The 22,565-nt window shown below is 57.2% G+C and carries 22 protein-coding genes; 21 read left to right on the top strand and 1 reads right to left on the bottom strand.

Annotated elements, in window-relative coordinates; translation table 11 throughout:
* Nucleotides 1–19 precede the first annotated feature (19 nt).
* On the bottom strand, nucleotides 20–1,555 hold the full coding sequence (gene dnaA / locus ABEH28_RS25480) for a chromosomal replication initiator protein DnaA (RefSeq protein WP_282365444.1): 1,536 nt from the start codon (nucleotides 1,553–1,555) through the stop codon (nucleotides 20–22).
* A gap of 584 nt (nucleotides 1,556–2,139) precedes the next feature.
* Here dnaA and rpmH point away from each other — a divergent pair.
* The 21 genes from rpmH (at nucleotide 2,140) to glmS (ending at nucleotide 22,369) form a co-directional block, all read left to right on the top strand.
* Nucleotides 2,140–2,274 (top strand): 50S ribosomal protein L34, encoded by a 135-nt coding sequence (rpmH, locus tag ABEH28_RS25475; RefSeq protein ID WP_002551315.1) that lies wholly within the window; start codon nucleotides 2,140–2,142, stop codon nucleotides 2,272–2,274.
* 16 nt (nucleotides 2,275–2,290) lie between these two features.
* The gene (rnpA, locus tag ABEH28_RS25470) at nucleotides 2,291–2,692 is read left to right on the top strand and encodes a ribonuclease P protein component (protein WP_192174390.1); all 402 of its coding nucleotides are present in this window, start codon (nucleotides 2,291–2,293) and stop codon (nucleotides 2,690–2,692) included.
* On the top strand, nucleotides 2,685–2,930 hold the full coding sequence (gene yidD, locus ABEH28_RS25465) for a membrane protein insertion efficiency factor YidD (protein ID WP_074886126.1): 246 nt from the start codon (nucleotides 2,685–2,687) through the stop codon (nucleotides 2,928–2,930). The genes rnpA and yidD overlap by 8 nt, the downstream gene beginning before the upstream one ends.
* Before the next feature lie 2 nt (nucleotides 2,931–2,932).
* A complete protein-coding gene (gene yidC, locus ABEH28_RS25460; RefSeq protein ID WP_192174389.1) occupies nucleotides 2,933–4,612 on the top strand; it encodes a membrane protein insertase YidC in 1,680 nt (559 codons plus the stop codon).
* 78 nt (nucleotides 4,613–4,690) lie between these two features.
* Entirely contained in the window at nucleotides 4,691–6,061 is a 1,371-nt protein-coding gene (gene mnmE, locus ABEH28_RS25455; RefSeq protein WP_346631415.1) for a tRNA uridine-5-carboxymethylaminomethyl(34) synthesis GTPase MnmE, read from the top strand.
* A gap of 524 nt (nucleotides 6,062–6,585) precedes the next feature.
* Complete coding sequence (gene mnmG, locus ABEH28_RS25450) at nucleotides 6,586–8,484, top strand: tRNA uridine-5-carboxymethylaminomethyl(34) synthesis enzyme MnmG (protein WP_346631414.1); 1,899 nt, start codon at nucleotides 6,586–6,588, stop codon at nucleotides 8,482–8,484.
* 5 nt (nucleotides 8,485–8,489) lie between these two features.
* Complete coding sequence (rsmG, locus tag ABEH28_RS25445) at nucleotides 8,490–9,125, top strand: 16S rRNA (guanine(527)-N(7))-methyltransferase RsmG (RefSeq protein WP_346631437.1); 636 nt, start codon at nucleotides 8,490–8,492, stop codon at nucleotides 9,123–9,125.
* A gap of 18 nt (nucleotides 9,126–9,143) precedes the next feature.
* The gene (locus tag ABEH28_RS25440) at nucleotides 9,144–9,938 is read left to right on the top strand and encodes a ParA family protein (RefSeq protein WP_346631413.1); all 795 of its coding nucleotides are present in this window, start codon (nucleotides 9,144–9,146) and stop codon (nucleotides 9,936–9,938) included.
* A 9-nt stretch (nucleotides 9,939–9,947) separates the two neighbouring features.
* Nucleotides 9,948–10,820: a ParB/RepB/Spo0J family partition protein gene (locus ABEH28_RS25435; RefSeq protein ID WP_346631412.1), complete on the top strand. Its 873-nt coding sequence runs from the start codon at nucleotides 9,948–9,950 to the stop codon at nucleotides 10,818–10,820.
* 146 nt (nucleotides 10,821–10,966) lie between these two features.
* Nucleotides 10,967–11,374, top strand: a complete 408-nt coding sequence (locus tag ABEH28_RS25430; protein ID WP_192174384.1) for a F0F1 ATP synthase subunit I — start codon at nucleotides 10,967–10,969, stop codon at nucleotides 11,372–11,374.
* A gap of 16 nt (nucleotides 11,375–11,390) precedes the next feature.
* Nucleotides 11,391–12,260, top strand: coding sequence for a F0F1 ATP synthase subunit A (gene atpB / locus ABEH28_RS25425; RefSeq protein WP_074886103.1), 870 nt, complete (start codon nucleotides 11,391–11,393; stop codon nucleotides 12,258–12,260).
* 137 nt (nucleotides 12,261–12,397) lie between these two features.
* Nucleotides 12,398–12,655, top strand: a complete 258-nt coding sequence (gene atpE / locus ABEH28_RS25420; protein WP_002555987.1) for a F0F1 ATP synthase subunit C — start codon at nucleotides 12,398–12,400, stop codon at nucleotides 12,653–12,655.
* Nucleotides 12,656–12,712: 57 nt separating this feature from the next.
* Nucleotides 12,713–13,183 carry a F0F1 ATP synthase subunit B gene (locus tag ABEH28_RS25415; RefSeq protein ID WP_065988056.1) on the top strand — a complete coding sequence of 157 codons (471 nt, stop codon included), beginning with the start codon at nucleotides 12,713–12,715 and terminating at the stop codon, nucleotides 13,181–13,183.
* 12 nt (nucleotides 13,184–13,195) lie between these two features.
* Complete coding sequence (locus tag ABEH28_RS25410; RefSeq protein ID WP_037016920.1) at nucleotides 13,196–13,732, top strand: F0F1 ATP synthase subunit delta; 537 nt, start codon at nucleotides 13,196–13,198, stop codon at nucleotides 13,730–13,732.
* A 21-nt stretch (nucleotides 13,733–13,753) separates the two neighbouring features.
* Nucleotides 13,754–15,298 (top strand): F0F1 ATP synthase subunit alpha, encoded by a 1,545-nt coding sequence (gene atpA / locus ABEH28_RS25405; protein WP_065988057.1) that lies wholly within the window; start codon nucleotides 13,754–13,756, stop codon nucleotides 15,296–15,298.
* A gap of 50 nt (nucleotides 15,299–15,348) precedes the next feature.
* Nucleotides 15,349–16,209, top strand: coding sequence for a F0F1 ATP synthase subunit gamma (gene atpG, locus ABEH28_RS25400; protein ID WP_037016916.1), 861 nt, complete (start codon nucleotides 15,349–15,351; stop codon nucleotides 16,207–16,209).
* A gap of 28 nt (nucleotides 16,210–16,237) precedes the next feature.
* Complete coding sequence (atpD, locus tag ABEH28_RS25395; protein WP_037016914.1) at nucleotides 16,238–17,614, top strand: F0F1 ATP synthase subunit beta; 1,377 nt, start codon at nucleotides 16,238–16,240, stop codon at nucleotides 17,612–17,614.
* Nucleotides 17,615–17,658: 44 nt separating this feature from the next.
* Nucleotides 17,659–18,084, top strand: coding sequence for a F0F1 ATP synthase subunit epsilon (locus tag ABEH28_RS25390; RefSeq protein WP_133774003.1), 426 nt, complete (start codon nucleotides 17,659–17,661; stop codon nucleotides 18,082–18,084).
* Between the two features lie 121 nt (nucleotides 18,085–18,205).
* On the top strand, nucleotides 18,206–19,573 hold the full coding sequence (gene glmU / locus ABEH28_RS25385; RefSeq protein ID WP_346631411.1) for a bifunctional UDP-N-acetylglucosamine diphosphorylase/glucosamine-1-phosphate N-acetyltransferase GlmU: 1,368 nt from the start codon (nucleotides 18,206–18,208) through the stop codon (nucleotides 19,571–19,573).
* A 179-nt stretch (nucleotides 19,574–19,752) separates the two neighbouring features.
* Nucleotides 19,753–20,523 carry a DeoR family transcriptional regulator gene (locus ABEH28_RS25380; RefSeq protein WP_346631436.1) on the top strand — a complete coding sequence of 257 codons (771 nt, stop codon included), beginning with the start codon at nucleotides 19,753–19,755 and terminating at the stop codon, nucleotides 20,521–20,523.
* A gap of 10 nt (nucleotides 20,524–20,533) precedes the next feature.
* Entirely contained in the window at nucleotides 20,534–22,369 is a 1,836-nt protein-coding gene (gene glmS, locus ABEH28_RS25375) for a glutamine--fructose-6-phosphate transaminase (isomerizing) (protein WP_346631410.1), read from the top strand.
* Nucleotides 22,370–22,565: the final 196 nt, after the last annotated feature.

Genomic DNA, 22,565 nt, shown 5'->3' with positions numbered 1-22,565 from the left:
TCGATAAGCTGCGTTGGCATCACGTTGTCAAAGTCCGCAGCAGGTTCTTGTAGTCCTCGCGGATGTCCGCATCGGATTCTTTCAATTCGTTGATCTTCCGGCACGCATGCAACACGGTTGTGTGATCGCGGCCGCCAAACACATCGCCAATTTCGGGAAGGCTGTGGTTGGTCAGTTCCTTGGACAATGCCATCGCCACTTGTCGCGGTCGCGCTACAGATCTGGAACGGCGTTTGGACAGCAGGTCGGAGATCTTGATCTTGTAGTACTCAGCAACAGTCCGCTGAATGTTATCCACACTCACCAGCTTGTCCTGGAGCGCGAGCAAGTCCTTCAACGACTCCCGGATGAGCTCGATCGTGATGTCCCGGCCCATGAAGTGTGAGTGAGCGATGACGCGCTTCAGCGCACCCTCGAGCTCACGCACATTGGATCGGATGCGCTGCGCGATGAAGAACGCGGCGTCATGAGGGAGGTCGACCTTCGCCTGATCCGCCTTCTTCATCAAAATCGCCACCCGTGTTTCCAGCTCAGGCGGCTCGACCGCGACCGTCAGGCCCCAACCGAAACGAGACTTCAGGCGCTCTTCCAGGCCTTCAATCTCTTTAGGGTAGCGGTCACTCGTTAGAATAACCTGCTGACCCCCTTCGAGAAGGGCGTTAAAGGTGTGGAAAAATTCTTCCTGGGAACGCTCTTTGCGGGCAAAGAATTGAATGTCATCGATCAGCAGTGCATCGACTGAGCGATAGAAGCGCTTGAACTCATTGATTGCATTGAGCTGCAACGCCTTGACCATATCCGCGACAAAACGCTCGGAGTGCAAATACACAACCTTGGCATTCGGATTTTTCTTGAGCAGGTGGTTACCCACAGCGTGCATCAAGTGAGTTTTACCCAAGCCCACGCCGCCATACAGGAAGAGAGGGTTATAGCCATGCTTGGGATTGTCCGCTACCTGCCAGGCGGCCGCCCGGGCCAGTTGGTTGGATTTACCTTCGACAAAGTTTTCGAACGTGAATGTCCTGTTCAGATAGCTGGTGTGCTTCAGCGCGCCTTCAACCTGAACATTACGCTGCTCGGCGCGAGCAGGGGCTTGCTGGGAACTGGCGCCAGCCATTGGATCGAAGCTCGCCCGGGAGGGCTCGTCTTCGACATTCAAAGAGGTCTGAATCATCGGAGCAGGCGTCACGACGGACTGCGGTGCCCGTGAGGCCACCGGCGCTTCGCTGGTGGTTGCCAGCTGAGCGGCCTGAGATGCGGCGGCGGCTGCAGCGAGCGGTGCATTCGGGGCCGCACGTGGCGCCGAGCTACGCTTGCTGCCTATTAATAAGGAAAGCGCCGGTGTGACTCCCTGGCCGTGCTCGCCCAGCAGCTCGAGCAATCGACCCAGGTACTTCTCATTGACCCAGTCCAGCACAAATCGGTTGGGCGCATACACGCGCAGTTCATCACCTTCGGCTTCAACCTGTAGCGGACGGATCCAGGTGTTGAATTGCTGGGCAGGCAGCTCATCGCGCAAAAGCTCAACGCATTGCTGCCAAAGTTCCACTGACACAAATATCCCCTAGATTCTGAAGCCGGCGCGGCAAAAACAAGCGGCCATTGTAACCACCCGTAGCGGACTTATCCACATGAAGGTAGGGCGCTAAGGCATCAAACCCGACAAAAATCCCTGGAAAAAACGATCGCCGGTGGATAGTTAAGGTCTGTGGATAACCCATCCTCAGCTCGTTGCATAACCCCCGCCTGAAACCTGTGGATAAAGCACCTGTGCATAACTACACATTCTATACACAGGTTGTAGCCAGCTGCCGCACAACCGCAGCACCGCTTGTGGACAGACTTTATTCGCTCTGTACATCAAGCGCTACGTGGCCTGCAGAACCTTATCCACAGAAATTCTCGCCCTAAGCTTTTATAAGCTTTACAAAGAAGCTTTAAATACCTTCCTTCTTTATTTCTATATTTACGTTTCAAGAATGCCTCGTCCGATCACTCGCTGTCGATGGAATGCACTCAGCAAGTAAATGCAAGAAACGTTGGTTGGAAATTGACCTGCGTGCCCGCTTTCTCTAGAATCCCCGGTCTCTTAAAACGGGGGCCATTCCGGCCCGTTGTGGACGAACCAGGTAACACGCCATGAAACGTACTTTCCAACCCAGCACTATCAAGCGCGCTCGCACCCACGGTTTCCGTGCTCGTATGGCCACCAAAAACGGTCGCGCAGTTCTGTCGCGTCGTCGCGCCAAAGGCCGTAAGCGTCTGGCAGTTTGATTAATCGGCACAGGTGGTGAGTCAGGACTTCAGTCGGGAAAAGCGTTTGCTGACACCCCGGCATTTCAAGGCAGTCTTTGACTCCCCCACCGGCAAGGTTCCGGGGAAAAATCTCCTGCTCCTTGTGCGCAACAACGACCTTGATCATCCCCGTCTCGGGCTGGTGATCGGGAAGAAGAGCGTGAAGCTCTCCGTCGAGCGCAACCGTTTGAAACGCCTGATGCGTGAGTCGTTTCGCCTTCACCAGGACAAACTGGTCGGATGGGATATCGTCGTCGTCGCACGCAAAGGCTTGGGTGACATTGAAAACCCCGAATTGATTCAGCATTTCGGCAAGCTCTGGAAACGTCTGGCGCGCAGCCGGCCCGATCCCGAACTTAAAACCGAAACTGCGGGGGTAGACAGTCCTGATGCGTAAACTGGCGCTCGTTCCGATCCAGTTTTACCGCTATGCCATCAGTCCTCTGATGGCCAGTCACTGTCGTTTCTACCCCAGTTGCTCCTGCTACGCGTACGAGGCCATTGAAAATTATGGTCTGGTGCGCGGTGGCTGGCTGACCTTACGTCGCTTAGGTCGGTGTCATCCGTGGAATCCCGGTGGTTATGACCCGGTTCCACCTGCTCCCACCTCCCGTTCCTCTTCGATGGCCGAGTAATCATGGATATTAAACGCACGATCCTGATCGTCGCCCTGGCAATCGTGACCTATGTCGGTGTCCTGAAATGGAACCAGGACTACGGTCAGGCTGCCTTGCCGACTCAGAATGTTGCTGCCAACACCAACACATCCGCTATTCCTGATGCTCCGCAAGGTTCAGCGACTGCCAATGCGGACGTTCCTAGCGCGACCGGCGAAGTGGCTGCGCCGGCGGAAATGCCGGTGGCTACCAGCAAAGATTTGATCCAGGTGAAGACAGACGTCCTCAATCTGGAGATTGATCCGGTAGGCGGCGACGTGGTGCAGCTTCGTTTGCCACTTTATCCACGCCGTCAGGATCACCCCGAGATTCCTTTCCAACTGTTCGATAACGGCGGCGAGCGGATTTTCCTGGCTCAGAGCGGTCTGACTGGCGCGAACGGTCCTGATGCCCGTGCCGCCGGTCGTCCTGTTTATTCGGCTACGCAGAAAAGTTTTCAACTGGCTGACGGTCAGAACGACTTGGTCGTCGACCTGAAATTCAGCGACGGCGGCGTTAACTACATCAAGCGTTTCACGTTCAAACGCGGCCTGTATGACCTGACCGTTTCTTACGTGATTGACAACCAGAGCGCTCAGCCGTGGAACGGTAACCTGTTCGCACAGCTGAAACGCGATGCGAGCGCTGATCCTTCTTCGACGACTGCCACTGGTACCGCAACCTATCTGGGTGCTGCCATGTGGACACCTTCGGAACCCTACAAAAAGGTTTCCATGAAGGACATCGACAAAGGGTCGGTGAAGGATACTGTTCAGGGTGGCTGGGTTGCCTGGTTGCAGCATTACTTCGTGACCGCCTGGATTCCGAACAAGACTGACAGCAACACCGTCACCACCCGTAAGGACAGTGCCGGCAATTACATCATCGGTTTCACAGGCCCGGCATTGACGGTCGCACCTGGCGCGAAAGCCGAGACGACTGCAACGCTTTACGCCGGTCCGAAGAGTCAGGCAGTCCTGAAGGAGTTGTCCCCAGGTCTGGAATTGACAGTGGATTACGGGATTCTGTGGTTCATTGCCCAGCCTATTTTCTGGCTGCTGCAACATATCCACAGCATCGTGGGTAACTGGGGCTGGTCGATCATCTTCCTGACCATGCTGATCAAGGGGCTTTTCTTCCCTCTGTCGGCGGCCAGTTACAAATCCATGGCACGCATGCGTGCTGTCGCTCCGCGGTTGGCCGCGCTGAAAGAACAACATGGCGACGATCGTCAGAAGCTTTCTCAGTCGATGATGGAGCTGTACAAGAAAGAGAAGATCAACCCGTTGGGTGGATGCTTGCCGATCCTTGTACAGATGCCGGTGTTTCTGTCGCTGTACTGGGTACTGCTTGAAAGCGTCGAAATGCGCCAGGCACCCTGGCTGCTGTGGATAACCGACCTGTCGATCAAGGACCCGTTCTTTATCCTGCCGATCATCATGGGCGCTACCATGTTCATCCAGCAGCGTTTGAACCCGACACCTCCGGATCCTATGCAGGCCAAGGTCATGAAGCTGATGCCAATCATCTTCACGTTCTTCTTCCTGTGGTTCCCGGCCGGTCTGGTGCTGTACTGGGTGGTGAACAACACCTTGTCCATCACTCAACAGTGGTACATCACCCGCAGCATCGAAGCGAAAGCCAAGAAAGCTGAAGCCTGATCTACCCTGTTAACAAGTCATTCAAAACGCCCCCTCGTGGGGCGTTTTGCTATCCGTCGGTTGTCCAGGAGTCGGCCCATGAACGTACGTTTTGAAACCATTGCGGCCATTGCAACGGCTCCCGGACGAGGAGGCGTCGGTATCGTCCGCATTTCCGGTCCCCAGGCCGGCAAGTGTGCAGAGGCGATTCTCGGCAAACTGCCACAACCTCGGTACGCGCATTACGGCGCCTTCAAGGGAGAAAACGGCGCAGTTATCGACGAAGGCATTGGTCTCTACTTTTCCGGCCCTAACTCATTCACCGGAGAAGATGTGCTCGAGCTTCAAGGGCATGGCGGGCCCGTGGTTCTGGACATGTTACTGCAACGTTGTGTGCAGTTGGGGTGCCGTCTGGCACGGCCAGGGGAATTCAGTGAGCGCGCATTTCTCAACGACAAGCTCGACCTTGCCCAAGCCGAGGCCATCGCTGACCTTATCGAAGCGAGTTCTGCACAGGCCGCACGTAACGCGTTGAAATCGCTGCAGGGGGCATTTTCCCAGCGAGTGCATGAGCTCACGGAGAAACTGATCAGCCTGCGCATTTATGTCGAGGCAGCAATCGACTTCCCTGAGGAAGAGATCGACTTTCTCGCGGACGGTCATGTTCTGGCCATGCTGGACAACGTTCGCAGTCAGTTATCCACAGTGCTGCGCGAAGCCAACCAGGGCGCTTTGCTCAGAGATGGCATGAATGTAGTCATCGCGGGCAGACCCAATGCTGGCAAATCCAGTCTGCTGAACGCACTTGCAGGCAGAGAGGCGGCGATTGTGACTGAGATCGCCGGCACAACCCGTGATGTCCTGCGCGAACATATCCACATTGATGGCATGCCTCTCCACGTCGTGGACACGGCCGGTTTGCGCGACACCGACGATCAGGTGGAGAAGATAGGCGTACAACGCGCACTTCAGGCGATAGGTCAGGCAGACCGCATCTTGCTGGTGGTGGATGCGACAGCGCCAGAGGCGGTCGATCCCTTCGCGTTGTGGCCGGAGTTTCTTGATCAACGACCTGATCCTGCCCATGTCACCTTGATTCGTAACAAGGTCGACCTGAGTGATGAGCCGGTGGAACTGGTGACCAGCATCGATGGCCACGTGACCATCAGTCTCAGCGCCAAGGCTGGTGGTGATGGCGTGGAGCTTCTGCGCGAGCATCTAAAGGCGTGCATGGGGTATCAGCAAACCGCTGAAGGAAGCTTCAGTGCAAGACGTCGCCACCTCGAGGCGCTGCACAAGGCAAGCGCCTCTCTTGAGCATGGTCGCTCGCAGCTGACCCTGGCGGGCGCCGGTGAGTTGCTAGCCGAAGATTTGCGCCAGGCGCAGCAGTCCTTGGGCGAAATTACCGGTGCATTCAGCTCGGACGATTTGCTGGGACGAATTTTCTCCAGCTTCTGCATCGGCAAATAACGCCTCGCTCTATCCCCAGGCAGGTCAATCTCTCCGGATCTGCCCCATCTCGATTCATTCTTCTGACTTTTCCAGGCTCTCAATCAATGGCGGGAGGGCGCAATTGCGCCTCAAGTTCCACTCTTCAGCACCTGTTTGCACCGATAAGCCCTGTGCATAACCGCGGCTAAGCGCGGTTGATAAGCAGGCATCTGAGCTGAGGATAATTCGCCCTGTGGACAACCATCGATTTAATCCACAGGCTCCGGCAGGTTATCCAAGGGTCTCTTTGGCACATGGACACAGGCTTTTGATTCCCTGTACATCAGGCAATATAAAGCTTTCAGAGCTTTATCCACAGAAATGTGGCTCAGTAGAAATAAACATAAAAACAAAGATCTTATAAATTTCTTTCTTTTTAATTTCTATAACCGCCACTCATCCACAGCTGGTTAGATTTTGCGCAACGGGTTTCTTAAGGGGGGGTAAGTCCCTATACTTGCCGCCATTCCTATTCCCCCCAAATAACAGGCACGAGGTGCGTGGTGGATTTCCCTTCCCGTTTTCAAGTGATCGTCATCGGCGGCGGTCATGCCGGTACCGAGGCAGCACTGGCGTCCGCACGTATGGGTGCTACCACCCTGCTGCTTACGCACAACGTGGAAACCCTCGGCCAAATGAGTTGCAACCCGGCCATTGGTGGCATCGGTAAAAGTCATCTGGTCAAAGAGATCGATGCACTGGGCGGTGCGATGGCAACGGCCACTGACAAAAGCGGCATCCAGTTTCGTGTGCTCAACAGCCGCAAAGGCCCAGCAGTCCGGGCGACCCGTGCCCAGGCGGACCGCGTGCTGTACAAGGCAGCGGTCAGAGAAATCATCGAAGACCAGCCCAACCTGTGGATATTCCAGCAGGCATGCGACGACCTGATCGTCGAGCAGGACCAGGTGCGCGGCGTCGTTACCCAGATGGGCCTGCGTTTTCTGGCCGACTCTGTGGTTCTCACCACCGGTACCTTTCTGGGCGGACTTATCCACATCGGTCTGCAGAACTATTCGGGCGGCCGCGCCGGTGATCCGCCGTCCATTGCGCTTGCACGCAGGCTGCGTGAACTACCGCTGAGAGTGGGCCGCCTGAAAACGGGCACACCTCCGCGCATCGATGGCCGATCTGTGGATTTCTCGGTGATGACTGAACAACCGGGTGATACGCCGATTCCCGTGATGTCGTTCATGGGTTCCAAGGCTCAGCACCCGAGCCAGGTCAGCTGCTGGATTACCCACACCAACGCTCGGACCCACGAAATCATCGCGGCCAATCTTGATCGGTCGCCGATGTACTCCGCTGCCGGGGAAATCGAAGGGGTCGGGCCGCGTTATTGCCCGTCGATTGAAGACAAGATCCATCGTTTTGCCGACAAGGAAAGCCATCAGGTGTTTATCGAACCGGAAGGTTTGACGACCCATGAGCTTTATCCAAACGGTATATCGACCTCGCTGCCGTTTGACGTCCAACTGCAGATCGTTCGGTCTATCCGCGGAATGGAAAACGCCCACATCGTGCGGCCTGGCTATGCCATCGAGTACGACTACTTCGATCCGCGCGACCTGAAGTACAGCCTGGAAACCAAGGTTATCGGTGGGTTGTTTTTCGCAGGACAGATCAACGGCACAACCGGTTACGAAGAGGCCGGTGCTCAAGGTTTACTCGCGGGCGCCAACGCAGCGCTTCGGGCTCAAGGCAAGGACAGCTGGTGTCCGCGTCGCGATGAGGCATACATCGGCGTTTTGGTGGATGACCTGATTACCCTGGGCACCCAGGAGCCGTACCGGATGTTCACCTCGCGTGCCGAGTACCGCTTGATTTTGCGGGAAGACAATGCGGACTTGCGTTTGACCGAACAAGGTCGGGCGCTCGGCTTGGTCGACGATGCCCGCTGGGCGGCGTTCTGTGCCAAGCGTGAAGGCATCGAGTTGGAAGAACAGCGTCTGAAATCCACCTGGATTCGTCCGGGTACCGAGCAGGGCGACGCAGTCTCGGCTCACTTTGGTACGCCGTTGACCCACGAATACAATCTGCTGAATCTGCTGAGCCGTCCCGAAGTGGACTACGCCAGTCTGGTTGCGCTGACCGGTAACGGCTCGCCTGACCCGCAGGTCGCTGAACAAGTCGAAATCAAGACCAAGTACGCCGGTTACATCGACCGTCAGCAAGACGAGATCACTCGTCTGCGGGCCAGCGAAAACACCCTGCTCCCTGCGGATATCGATTACACCGGGATTTCCGGTCTGTCCAAGGAAATCCAGAGCAAGCTGGGGATAACTCGTCCGGAGACGCTGGGCCAGGCCTCGAGGATTCCCGGCGTCACGCCAGCGGCGATTTCTCTGCTGATGATTCATTTGAAAAAACGCGGCGCGGGCCGTCAGTTGGAGCAAAGCGCTTGAGTTCGATGGTTACCCCGCAGCATGCAGAAGAACTGACCCTTGGCGCTCGAGAGCTAGGCGTCGAGTTGAGCGAGAGTCAACACCGTCAGTTGCTGGCGTATCTGGCTTTGCTGATCAAGTGGAACAAGGCCTACAACCTGACTGCCGTTCGTGATCCGGATGAGATGGTGTCTCGCCATCTGCTGGACAGCTTGAGCGTGGTGCGTTTTATCGAGGGTGAGCGTCAGCTGGATGTCGGCAGCGGCGGCGGGATGCCCGGCATTCCGCTGGCCATCCTGTTTCCGGAGATGAAAGTCACGGTGCTGGACAGCAACGGCAAGAAGACCCGGTTTCTGACGCAGGTCAAACTCGAGCTAGCGCTAGCCAACCTGAAAGTTATCCACAGCCGTGCCGAAGCATTCCAGCCCGAGCTGCCGTTCAACGGCATCATCTCCCGCGCCTTCAGCAGTCTGGAAGACTTTACCCAGTGGACTCGGCACATGGGCGACGGCGAAACACGCTGGTTGGCAATGAAGGGTCTGCATCCAGTGGATGAACTGGTAGCATTGCCCGCAGATTTTCATCTGGAAAGCGCGCAAGCCTTGGCCGTACCCGGTTGCCAAGGTCAACGGCATCTGCTGATACTGCGCCGCACGGCATGACAGGGAACACACGCAAGAATGGCTAAGGTATTCGCGATAGCGAACCAAAAAGGGGGTGTGGGTAAAACCACAACCTGCATCAACCTCGCGGCTTCGCTGGTGGCAACCAAGCGTCGGGTGCTGTTGATCGATCTCGATCCGCAAGGCAATGCCACCATGGGCAGCGGTGTGGACAAGCACGGGCTTGAGCATTCGGTTTACGACTTGCTGATCGGCGAGTGCGACCTGAATGAGGCCATGCACTTTTCTGAGCACGGCGGTTATCAGCTGCTACCGGCAAACCGCGATCTGACCGCTGCCGAGGTGGTCCTGCTGGAAATGCAGATGAAGGAATCGCGTCTGCGAGCAGCACTTGCACCCATCCGCGAGAACTACGATTACATTCTCATCGACTGCCCTCCATCTTTGTCGATGCTGACGCTCAACGCGCTGGTCGCGGCCGACGGCGTGATTATCCCCATGCAGTGCGAATACTTTGCGCTCGAAGGTCTGAGCGACCTTGTGGATAACATCAAGCGCATCGGTGAACTGCTCAATCCTCAACTCAAGATCGAAGGTTTGTTGCGGACCATGTATGACCCGCGGCTTAGCCTGATCAACGATGTTTCGGCGCAGCTCAAAGAACATTTCGGCGAGCAGCTGTACGACACCGTTATTCCGCGCAATATTCGCCTGGCCGAGGCGCCTAGCTTCGGTATGCCGGCATTGGCGTACGACAAGACTTCTCGCGGCGCGCTGGCTTACCTGGCGCTTGCGGGCGAAATGGTCCGTCGCCAACGTCGCGGCAATCGCACCGCGGCTCAGCCCACTTAAGGAAATTCCATGGCCGTCAAGAAACGTGGACTCGGACGTGGGCTGGACGCACTGCTGAGCAGCCCCACCGTCACCGCACTGGAAGAACAGGCGGTGAAGGCGAGTGAGCGCGAGCTTCAACACATTCCGCTGGACCTGATTCAACGAGGCAAATACCAGCCGCGTCGTGATATGGATCCCCAGGCGCTGGAAGAACTGGCTAACTCGATCAAGGCGCAAGGGGTTATGCAGCCGATCGTGGTGCGCCCGATTGCCGACAACCGCTTCGAGATCATCGCCGGTGAACGCCGCTGGCGCGCCAGCCAGCAGGTAGGGATCGAGTCGATTCCTGCCATGGTGCGTGATGTGCCCGATGAAGCGGCCATCGCGATGGCGCTGATTGAGAACATTCAGCGCGAAGACCTGAATCCGATCGAGGAGGCGATTGCCCTGCAGCGTCTGCAGCAGGAATTTCAGCTGACCCAGCAGCAAGTTGCCGAGGCGGTGGGCAAGTCGCGAGTCAGCGTCGCCAATTTGCTGCGACTGATCGCATTGCCGGAAGTGATCAAGACCATGCTCTCCCATGGAGATCTGGAAATGGGCCATGCCCGTGCGTTGTTGGGACTGCCCGAAGATCAGCAGGTTGAAGGGGCGCGACATGTTGTCGCACGCGGTTTGACCGTGCGCCAGACTGAAGCACTGGTTCGCCAGTGGCTGAGCGGCAAACAGGAGGCTGCGGAACCTGTGAAGGCCGATCCTGATATCACTCGCCTGGAGCAGCGCCTGGCCGAGCGGCTGGGCTCCGCGGTGCAAATCCGCCATGGACAGAAGGGCAAAGGTCAGTTGGTCATCCGTTATAACTCGCTGGATGAGCTGCAGGGTGTGCTCGCTCACATTCGCTGAAACAAATCATGCGTAGCGCGTAGTCGGAAATCACTACCTGGCAGTTGAATAGGGGCTGAACCGCCCCTATACTCTGCGCGCATTTTGTCGGCACAATTTATGCCAAGTTGTTGATTTTGGCGGCCGGCTCACGAGGAGCCCATGTGATGGAGACACGCACGCCAAACCGCCTGCCATTCCATCGCCTGGCTGTTTTCCCGATCTTGCTGGCTCAGTTGATTGTCCTCTTGGGGGCAGCGCTGGCGCTTTGGCAGTGGCACGGCGTTGTAGCCGGGTATTCGGGGCTTTGCGGTGGCCTGATAGCCTGGCTGCCGAATGTGTATTTTGCTCATAAGGCATTCCGGTACTCCGGGGCCAGGGCAGCGCAGGCTATCGTTCGGTCGTTCTACGCCGGCGAGGCAGGCAAGTTGATTTTTACGGCAGTGCTCTTTGCACTGACGTTTGCAGGAGTAAAGCCGCTGGCTCCACTGGCGGTTTTTGGCGTTTTCATACTGACCCAACTGGTCAGTTGGTTTGCGCCCCTGCTAATGAGAACAAGACTTTCGAGACCTTAGGGCGTTTGAGGCAACCATGGCAGAGCAAACAGCTTCGGGCTATATCCAGCACCACTTGCAGAACTTGACCTTTGGTCATTTGCCTGACGGCAGTTGGGGCTTCGCGCATTCCGCAGCGGAAGCAAAAGAAATGGGCTTTTGGGCTTTCCACGTCGATACCCTCGGCTGGTCGGTCGCACTGGGTCTGATCTTCGTCCTCATCTTCCGCATGGCCGCAAAAAAGGCGACTTCCGGTCAGCCGGGCGCGTTGCAGAACTTCGTTGAAGTGCTCGTAGAGTTCGTCGACGGCAGCGTCCGGGATAGCTTCCATGGCCGTAGCGCCGTGATCGCTCCTCTGGCATTGACCATCTTCGCCTGGGTGTTCCTCATGAACGCCGTCGACTTGATTCCCGTCGACTGGATCCCGCAACTGGCGATCATGATCACCGGTGATCACCACATTCCTTTCCGCGCCGTATCGACCACCGATCCGAACGCGACGCTGGGTATGGCACTGTCCGTGTTTGCCCTGATCATTTTCTACAGCATCAAAATCAAGGGTATCGGCGGCTTCATCGGCGAATTGACCCTGCACCCGTTCGGCAGCAAGAACATTTTCGTTCAGGCGCTGTTGATTCCGGTGAACTTCCTGCTTGAATTCGTGACGCTGGTGGCCAAGCCGATCTCTCTGGCACTGCGGCTGTTCGGCAACATGTACGCGGGTGAACTGGTGTTCATTCTGATCGCGGTCATGTTCGGCAGCGGCCTGCTGTGGCTCAGCGGTCTGGGCGTGGTCCTGCAATGGGCGTGGGCTGTGTTCCACATCCTGATCATCACCCTGCAAGCGTTCATCTTCATGATGCTGACCATCGTCTACCTGTCGATGGCTCACGAAGATAACCATTGAGACCCGCCTGGCGAGTCTGATGATCCCCTCGCTTAGGTGAGGGGGTGCCCGCGAGGGCTTGATGTAAGAAACGATTTTGCTTTACCGCTTTAATCTAAGAAAACCTAACCAATACGACGTAAAAGTCGGGAGGAAAGATGGAAACTGTAGTTGGTCTAACTGCTATCGCTGTTGCACTGCTGATCGGCCTGGGCGCACTGGGTACTGCAATCGGTTTCGGCCTGCTGGGCGGTAAGTTCCTGGAAGGCGCTGCGCGTCAACCGGAAATGGTTCCAATGCTGCAAGTTAAAATGTTCATCGTGGCTGGTCTGCTCGACGCCGTGACCATGATCGGTGTTGGTATCGCTCTGTTCTTCACTTTTGCGAACCCCTTCGTTGGTCAACTCGCTGGCTGATCACTCGAATTTTCGAGTTGATTGGTGTGATGGACAACGAACGAGCGAGGTGTTGGCGTGAACATTAATGCAACCCTGATTGGCCAGTCCGTTGCGTTCTTCATTTTTGTGCTGTTCTGCATGAAGTTCGTGTGGCCTCCGGTCATCGCGGCTTTGCACGAACGTCAGAAGAAGATTGCGGATGGACTGGACGCTGCTACACGAGCAGCTCGCGACCTGGAGCTGGCCCAAGACAAAGTGGGTCAGCAACTGCGCGAAGCTAAGGCTCAGGCAGCTGAGATCATTGAGCAAGCCAAGAAACGCGGTACCCAGATTGTCGACGAAGCCCGTGAACAGGCTCGCGTTGAAGCTGACCGCATCAAGGCTCAGGCTCAGGCCGAGATCGAACAGGAACTGAACGGCGTCAAAGACGCGCTGCGCGCCCAATTGGGTAGCCTGGCAGTCAACGGCGCAGAGAAGATCCTGGGTGCCACAATCGATCAAAACGCGCACGCGGAGCTGGTAAACAAACTGGCTGCTGAAATTTAAGCGAGGGCGATCATGGCAGAACTGACCACGTTGGCCCGACCTTACGCTAAGGCAGCCTTCGAGCATGCACAGGCGCACCAGCAACTGGCCAATTGGTCAGCCATGCTCGGCCTGGCTGCTGCAGTGTCGCAAGACGACACGATGCAGCGCATGCTCAAGGCCCCGCGACTGACGAGCGCAGACAAGGCCGCCACTTTTATTGAAGTGTGCGGCGACAAGTTCGATGCCAAGGCACAGAATTTCATTCACGTCGTTGCTGAAAACGACCGTCTCCAGCTTCTGCCGGAGATTTCCGAACTGTTCGAGCTTTACAAGGCCGAGCAGGAAAAATCGGTAGATGTGGATGTGACCAGTGCTTTTGCATTGAACCAAGAACAGCAAGACAAACTCGCCAAGGTTCTCAGTGCACGGCTCGGCCGGGAAGTGCGCCTGCACGCTGCGGAGGATGCCGCCCTGATAGGTGGTGTCATCATCCGCGCCGGCGACCTGGTTATCGATGGCTCAGTTCGCGGCAAACTCGCGCAACTAGCCGAAGCATTGAAATCTTGAGTTTGAAGGGGCAGCAGAGCAATGCAGCAACTCAATCCTTCCGAAATAAGTGAAATCATCAAGGGCCGCATCGAGAACCTCGATGTTGCCTCCCAAGCCCGAAACGAAGGCACAGTCGTCAGCGTGTCTGACGGTATCGTGCGGATTCACGGTCTCGCCGACGCTATGTACGGCGAAATGATCGAGTTCCCGGGCGGCGTTTACGGTATGGCACTGAACCTGGAGCAAGATTCCGTGGGTGCTGTCGTACTGGGCGCTTACACCTCTCTGGCTGAAGGCATGAGTGCCAAGTGCACCGGCCGCATCCTCGAAGTTCCGGTTGGTAAGGAACTCCTGGGTCGCGTAGTCGACGCACTGGGTAACCCTGTCGACGGCAAAGGTCCGCTGAACAACACCGAGACCGACGCGGTCGAGAAAGTTGCTCCAGGCGTGATCTGGCGTAAGTCGGTAGACCAGCCTGTACAGACTGGCTACAAGGCTGTCGACGCGATGATCCCTGTCGGCCGTGGCCAGCGCGAGCTGATCATCGGTGACCGTCAGATCGGTAAAACCGCTCTGGCGATCGACGCGATCATCAACCAGAAAAACAGCGGTATTTTCTGCGTCTACGTTGCAATCGGTCAGAAGCAATCGACCATCGCCAACGTTGTTCGCAAACTGGAAGAAAACGGCGCTCTGGCCAACACGATCATCGTGGCGGCCAGTGCTTCGGAATCGCCTGCGCTGCAATTCCTGGCTCCGTATGCCGGTTGCACCATGGGCGAATACTTCCGCGACCGCGGTGAAGACGCACTGATTGTCTATGACGATCTGTCCAAGCAGGCTGTGGCTTATCGCCAGATTTCCCTGCTGCTGCGTCGTCCACCAGGCCGTGAAGCTTACCCAGGCGACGTGTTCTATCTCCACTCCCGTCTGCTGGAGCGTGCATCCCGCGTTTCGGAAGAGTACGTAGAGAAGTTCACCAATGGCGCAGTGACCGGCAAAACCGGCTCCCTGACCGCATTGCCGATCATCGAAACCCAGGCTGGCGACGTTTCCGCGTTCGTTCCGACCAACGTGATTTCCATCACTGACGGTCAGATCTTCCTGGAATCGGCCATGTTCAACTCCGGCATTCGCCCGGCAGTGAACGCCGGTGTTTCGGTATCCCGTGTGGGTGGTGCTGCTCAGACCAAGATCATCAAGAAGCTCTCCGGTGGTATCCGTACCGCTCTGGCTCAGTACCGTGAACTGGCAGCGTTTGCCCAGTTCGCCTCTGACCTGGACGAAGCGACCCGTAAGCAACTTGAACATGGTCAGCGCGTTACCGAGCTGATGAAGCAGAAGCAATATGCGCCAATGTCGATCGCTGACATGTCGCTGTCGCTGTATGCCGCTGAGCGTGGGTTCCTGACTGACGTCGAAATCGCCAAGGTTGGCAGCTTTGAACAAGCGCTGATTGCTTACTTCAACCGAGATCACGCCGATTTGATGGCGAAGATCAACGTGAAGGGTGACTTCAATGACGAAATCGATTCTGGCCTGAAAGCCGGCATCGAGAAGTTCAAGGCCACCCAAACCTGGTAAGCCGCAGCGGGAGTCGCGAGGCTCCCGCTTGCTAACCTGATAGGTGTTACATGGCAGGCGCAAAAGAGATTCGCAGCAAGATTGCGAGCATCAAAAGCACGCAAAAGATCACCAGCGCCATGGAAAAAGTGGCGGTCAGTAAAATGCGCAAGGCTCAAATGCGCATGGCTGCTAGCCGTCCTTACGCGGAGCGCATCCGCCAGGTGATTGGTCATCTCGCCAACGCTAACCCGGAATACCGTCATCCCTTCATGATCGAACGCGAAGTAAAGCGCGTCGGTTACGTCGTGGTGAGCAGTGACCGTGGTCTGTGTGGTGGCTTGAATACCAACCTGTTCAAGGCTTTGGTCAAGGACATGGCGAAGAACCGTGAAAACGGCGTAGAGATCGATCTGTGCGTGGTCGGCAGCAAAGGTGCGGCGTTTTTCCGCAACTTCGGCGGTAACGTTGTCGCTGCGATCAGCCACTTGGGCGAAGAGCCGTCGATCAACGATTTGATCGGCAGCGTCAAGGTGATGCTGGATGCCTACCTGGAGGGCCGTATTGATCGCCTGTCCGTGGTGTCCAACAAATTCATCAACACCATGACTCAGCAACCAACGGTCGAGCAGTTGATTCCGTTGGTCGCGACCCAGGATCAAGAACTCAAGCACCACTGGGATTACCTGTACGAACCCGACGCCAAAGAGCTGCTGGACGGCTTGATGGTCCGTTATGTGGAGTCGCAGGTCTATCAGGCGGTGGTCGAGAACAACGCGGCTGAACAGGCTGCGCGGATGATCGCGATGAAGAACGCCACCGACAACGCCGGTGACCTGATCAGCGATTTGCAGCTGATCTACAACAAGGCGCGTCAGGCAGCGATCACCCAAGAGATCTCGGAAATCGTCGGCGGCGCTGCCGCGGTTTAACGGTTCAAATATTCAGAGGATCCAGCTAATGAGTAGCGGACGTATCGTTCAAATCATCGGCGCCGTGATCGACGTGGAATTTCCACGCGACAGCGTACCGAGCATCTACAACGCGCTGAAAGTACAAGGCGCGGAAACTACTCTGGAAGTTCAGCAACAGCTGGGCGACGGCGTAGTTCGTACCATTGCGATGGGTTCCACCGAAGGCTTGAAGCGCGGTCTGGACGTTATCGACAGCGGCGCAGCCATCTCCGTACCAGTCGGTAAAGCGACGCTGGGCCGGATCATGGACGTACTGGGCAACCCGATCGACGAAGCGGGCCCGATCGAAACCGAAGAGCGCTGGGGCATTCACCGTCCTGCACCTTCGTTCGCTGATCAGGCTGGCGGCAACGACCTCCTGGAAACCGGCATCAAGGTCATCGACCTGGTTTGCCCGTTTGCCAAGGGCGGTAAAGTCGGTCTGTTCGGTGGTGCCGGTGTCGGCAAGACCGTAAACATGATGGAACTGATCCGTAACATCGCCATCGAGCACAGCGGTTATTCCGTGTTCGCCGGTGTGGGCGAGCGTACCCGTGAGGGTAACGACTTCTACCACGAGATGAAGGACTCCAACGTTCTGGACAAAGTAGCACTGGTCTACGGTCAGATGAACGAGCCGCCGGGTAACCGTCTGCGCGTCGCCCTGACTGGCCTGACCATGGCTGAGAAGTTCCGTGACGAAGGTAACGACGTTCTGTTGTTCGTCGACAACATTTACCGTTACACACTGGCCGGTACTGAAGTATCCGCACTGCTGGGCCGTATGCCTTCTGCAGTAGGTTACCAGCCGACGCTGGCTGAAGAGATGGGCGTGCTGCAAGAGCGCATCACTTCGACCAAGGAAGGCTCGATCACTTCGATCCAGGCGGTATACGTACCGGCGGACGACTTGACCGACCCATCGCCAGCCACAACGTTTGCTCACCTGGACGCCACCGTCGTTCTGTCCCGTGACATCGCTTCTCTGGGTATCTACCCGGCGGTCGATCCACTGGACTCGACTTCGCGCCAGCTGGACCCGAACGTGATCGGTCAGGACCACTACGACACCGCTCGCGGCGTTCAGTATGTTCTGCAGCGTTACAAAGAGCTGAAAGACATCATCGCGATCCTGGGTATGGACGAGCTGTCGGAAACCGACAAGCAGTTGGTATCCCGCGCTCGTAAGATTCAGCGCTTCCTGTCGCAGCCGTTCTTCGTGGCTGAAGTCTTCACCGGTGCCTCGGGTAAATACGTTTCCCTGAAAGACACCATTGCTGGCTTCAAAGGCATCCTCGCCGGTGACTACGACCATCTGCCTGAACAGGCGTTCTACATGGTCGGCGGCATCGAAGAAGCGATCGAGAAAGCCAAGAAACTGTAATCCAGGCGCCCGGCAACGGGCGCTAATCAGGTTGAGGCATGCAAATGGCTATGACAGTCCATTGCGATATCGTCAGCGCGGAAGGAGAGATTTTCTCCGGTCTGGTCGAGATGGTGATTGCACACGGTAACCTGGGTGATATCGGTATTGCTCCAGGTCACGCACCGTTGATCACCGATCTGAAGCCAGGTCCGATCCGCCTGATCAAGCAGGGTGGCGAAGCCGAGGTGTTTTACATCTCCGGTGGTTTCCTTGAGGTTCAACCGAACATGGTCAAAGTGCTTGCCGATACCGTGCAACGCGCTGCTGATCTGGACGAAGCCTCAGCTCAGGAAGCCGTCAAGGCTGCCGAGCGTGCTCTGAATGAAAAAGGCGCAGATTTCGATTACGGAGCTGCTGCTGCACGTCTGGCGGAGGCCGCAGCTCAGCTGCGCACCGTCCAGCAAATTCGCAAGAAGTTCGGCGGCTAACCCCGGCGATCCGTTGCGCGATTGAGTAAAAGGGTAGCCTCGGCTACCCTTTTTCTTTTTTCGGCTTTCTCGCCTGAAACATCAGCCCGGCTAATGTGGCCTGCTCGTCTGGAATCCCTTCATGTCTCTCGATATCGTCATTCTCGCCGCGGGTCAGGGCACTCGCATGCGTTCCGCTCTGCCCAAGGTCTTGCATCCTGTAGCCGGTAAATCGATGCTCGGCCATGTTATCCACAGCGCACGCCAGCTTTCGCCCCAGGGCATTCACGTGGTCATAGGCCATGGAGCAGAGCGGGTCCGAGAGCAATTGGCGAGCGATGATCTGAATTTCGTGCTCCAAGACAAACAATTGGGCACTGGCCACGCCGTTGCTCAGGCGTTGCCAGCGCTGACGGCCGAGACGGTACTCATTCTTTATGGCGACGTCCCGCTCATACAAGTAGAGACCCTGCACCGCCTCCTCGCGCTGGTAAATGATCAGCAATTGGGTCTGCTGACGGTCAAGCTGGAAGACCCGACCGGTTATGGCCGTATCGTCCGTGACGTGCAGCATCGCGTCAGCGCCATCGTCGAACACAAGGATGCAACTGAAGAGCAGAAGGCTATCAAGGAAGGTAACACCGGAATCCTCGCGGTACCGGGCAAGTGCCTTGCCGACTGGCTGGGCCGCCTCTCCAATAAAAACGCTCAGGGTGAGTATTACCTGACTGACGTTATTGCCATGGCCGTCAATGATGGCCTCGTGGTCGCGACTGCTCAGCCCGACGACGCCATGGAAGTGCAGGGCGCCAATGACCGTAAACAGCTTGCCGAGCTCGAGCGTCATTACCAGCAGCGGGAGGCCCGCCGACTCATGGCGCTGGGTGTCACGTTGCGCGACCCGGCGCGTTTTGACGTTCGTGGCGACGTCACTGTTGGCCGCGACGTGATGATCGACGTGAACGTCATCCTTGAGGGGCGAGTCGTCATCGAAGACGACGTCTCCATCGGGCCGAACTGCGTGATCAAGGACAGCACCTTGCGCAAGGGCGCAATCATCAAGGCGAACAGCCACCTTGAAGGGGCGATCGTTGGCGAAGGCGCGGATGCAGGACCTTTTGCTCGTTTGCGCCCTGGCAGCGTGCTCGACGCCCGTGCCCATGTGGGTAACTTCGTCGAATTGAAGAATGCTCATCTGGGCGAGGGCGCCAAGGCAGGTCATCTGACCTATTTGGGTGACGCAGTGATCGGCGCGCGCACCAACATTGGCGCTGGCACCATCACCTGTAACTACGATGGCGCGAACAAGCATAAGACGGTGATGGGCGAAGACGTGTTCATCGGCTCGAACAACTCGCTGGTCGCCCCTGTGCATATCGCGTCAGGCGCTAGCACTGCCGCTGGCTCTACCATCAATCAGGATGTGCCGGCCGAACAACTTGCGGTTGCCCGTGCGCGCCAACGCAACATCGAAGGCTGGAAACGACCCGTGAAAATCAAGAAAGACTAAGTTATCCACAGGTCACATCGGCTGCTTGCCAGGCAGGCAGCTGATCCCGAGTCGCTAAACAACAACCCCTCTACAAAATCGCTTAACCATCCTCCCCAAAAATCCAACTCCCCCCTTGACGTATATCTTTCGATGAGCTCTCATTGCGTTCGTTAACTTTCGAAACGAAACTTAAGCCAATCATGTCGAAACGTAATACGCCTCAACGCCGCCACAACATTCTTGCTCTGCTCAACGAGCAGGGGGAGGTAAGCGTGGACGAGTTGGCCAAACGCTTCGAAACCTCCGAGGTGACGGTCCGTAAGGATCTGGCTGCGCTCGAAAGCAATGGGTTGCTGCTTCGTCGTTATGGCGGCGCCATCCGCATGCCCCAGGAATTGATTGGCGAACCCGGCCAGCCGGTTTCCAGGTTCAAACAAGCCATTGCCCGCGCTGCTGTTGCCCGCATCCGGGAACACGCACGGATCATCATCGACAGCGGCAGTACCACGGCTGCAATGATTCCGGAGCTGGGTTTGCAGCCGGGTCTCGTTGTGATGACCAATTCCCTGCATGTCGCCAACGCGCTGGGTGAACTGGAGCACGAACCGGTCCTGCTGATGACCGGCGGCACATGGGACCCGCATTCAGAGTCGTTTCAGGGCCAAGTGGCGGAGCAGGTGCTGCGTTCCTACGACTTTGATCAGCTGTTCATCGGCGCCGACGGCATTGATCTGACCCGCGGTACAACCACATTCAACGAGCTTCTTGGGCTCAGCCGGGTGATGGCCGAAGTTGCCAGGGAAGTGATCGTGATGGTCGAGGCCGACAAGGTCGGTCGCAAGATTCCCAATCTGGAGCTGCCCTGGAGCAGCGTCCATACCCTCATTACCGATGACCGCCTGCCTCAAGAGGCACGCGAACAAATTCAGGCTCGCGGCGTAACCTTGATTTGCGCTGCTGTTTCCTAGGAGAAGAACCATGTGTGGAATTGTCGGCGCTGTTGCTGAACGGAATGTTACTGCCATCCTGCTGGAGGGCCTCAAGCGCCTGGAATACCGCGGCTACGACAGCGCCGGCGTGGCGTTATTCAACAATGCTGGCGTGCTTGAGCGTCGTCGTCGGGTCGGCAAGGTCAGCGAACTGGAGCGGGCGCTCGCCGGCGAACCTGTCACAGGCCGCCTCGGCATCGCCCACACCCGTTGGGCGACCCATGGCGCACCGTTGGAGCGCAACGCTCACCCACATTTCTCCAACGAGCAACTGGCGGTGGTGCACAACGGCATCATTGAAAACCATGAGCCGCTTCGCGAGCGCTTGAAGGGTCTGGGTTATGTGTTCACGTCTGACACGGACACGGAGGTCATTGTCCACCTGCTGCACCATAAACTGCAGGACACGCCCGATCTGGCTGCGGCTCTGAAGGCTACGGTCAAGGAACTGCACGGCGCGTATGGCCTTGCGGTCATCAGCGCACAACAACCGGATCGCCTGATTGCTGCTCGCAGTGGCAGCCCGCTGGTTGTGGGTCTGGGCCTTGGGGAAAACTTCCTCGCCTCCGATCAACTGGCCTTGCGTCAGGTCACTGACCGCTTCATGTACCTGGAAGAGGGTGACATCGCCGAGATCCGTCGCGACAGCGTGCAGATCTGGGACGCATCCGGCTTGCCCGTCGAGCGTGAGATCGTTCAGTATCACGAGGGCGCAGAAGCGGCGGACAAAGGCGAGTACCGCCACTTCATGCTCAAGGAAATTCACGAGCAGCCAAAAGTCGTGCAGCGCACCCTGGAAGGCCGCCTCGGTCAGCAGCAGGTCCTGGTGCAGGCATTCGGACCGCAAGCGGCGGAGCTGTTCGCCAAAGTACGCAACGTGCAAATCGTCGCCTGCGGCACCAGCTATCACGCCGGGATGGTCGCGCGTTACTGGCTCGAAGGCCTGGCCGGCATTCCCTGCCAGGTCGAAGTCGCCAGCGAATTCCGCTACCGCAAGGTCGTGGTCCAGCCGGACACGCTGTTCGTTTCGATCTCGCAGTCCGGCGAGACCGCCGACACCCTGGCCGCGCTGCGCAATGCCAAGGAACTGGGTTTCCTTGCCAGCCTGGCGATCTGCAACGTGGGCATCAGTTCGCTGGTGCGTGAATCCGATCTGACCCTGCTCACTCAGGCCGGCCCGGAAATCGGCGTCGCGTCGACCAAGGCGTTCACCACGCAGCTGGTCGCACTGATGCTGCTGACGCTGTCACTGGGTCAGGTCAAGGGCACGCTGGGCGCTGGCGTGGAAGCTGAACTGGTTGAAGAGCTGCGCCGCCTGCCGACCCGCCTGGGTGAAGCACTGGCGATGGACACGACGGTGGAGAAAATCGCCGAACTGTTCGCCGAGAAGAATCACACCCTGTTCCTGGGTCGTGGCGCGCAATTCCCGGTGGCGATGGAAGGGGCGTTGAAGCTCAAGGAGATCTCCTACATCCACGCCGAAGCCTACCCGGCCGGCGAACTGAAACACGGCCCGTTGGCACTGGTGGACAGCGACATGCCTGTCGTCACCGTGGCACCTAACAACGAGCTGCTGGAGAAACTGAAATCCAACCTGCAGGAAGTGCGTGCACGGGGCGGCGAGCTGATCGTCTTCGCTGACGAACAGGCCGGGCTGGTCAACGGAGAGGGGACCCACGTGGTTTCCATGCCCCACATCCTCGACGCATTGACGCCGATCCTTTACACGATTCCGCTGCAACTGCTTTCGTATTACGTGGCAGTGCTCAAGGGTACGGATGTGGATCAGCCGCGTAATTTGGCGAAGTCCGTGACGGTGGAATAAGTTATCCACAGCGTACTGCGCTGGTGTTTCCAAACAACAAAGGTTGTCACAAAACAATAAAGGTTGTCACAAGGTAATAAAGGTTGTCACAGGCCTCTGCCCGACCGTTTGTCGGAGTAGAGGCCGCTTTCAAAATATAGGCTCACAATCCTCTAGGCACTGCTGTGACTGCAGTCCAGGCTCAACCCGCTCTTCA

The sequence above is a fragment of the Pseudomonas sp. Ps21-P2 genome (genome assembly GCF_039672565.1).
Classification (GTDB): domain Bacteria; phylum Pseudomonadota; class Gammaproteobacteria; order Pseudomonadales; family Pseudomonadaceae; genus Aquipseudomonas.
This window is presented reverse-complemented; position numbering and strand designations above follow the sequence as displayed.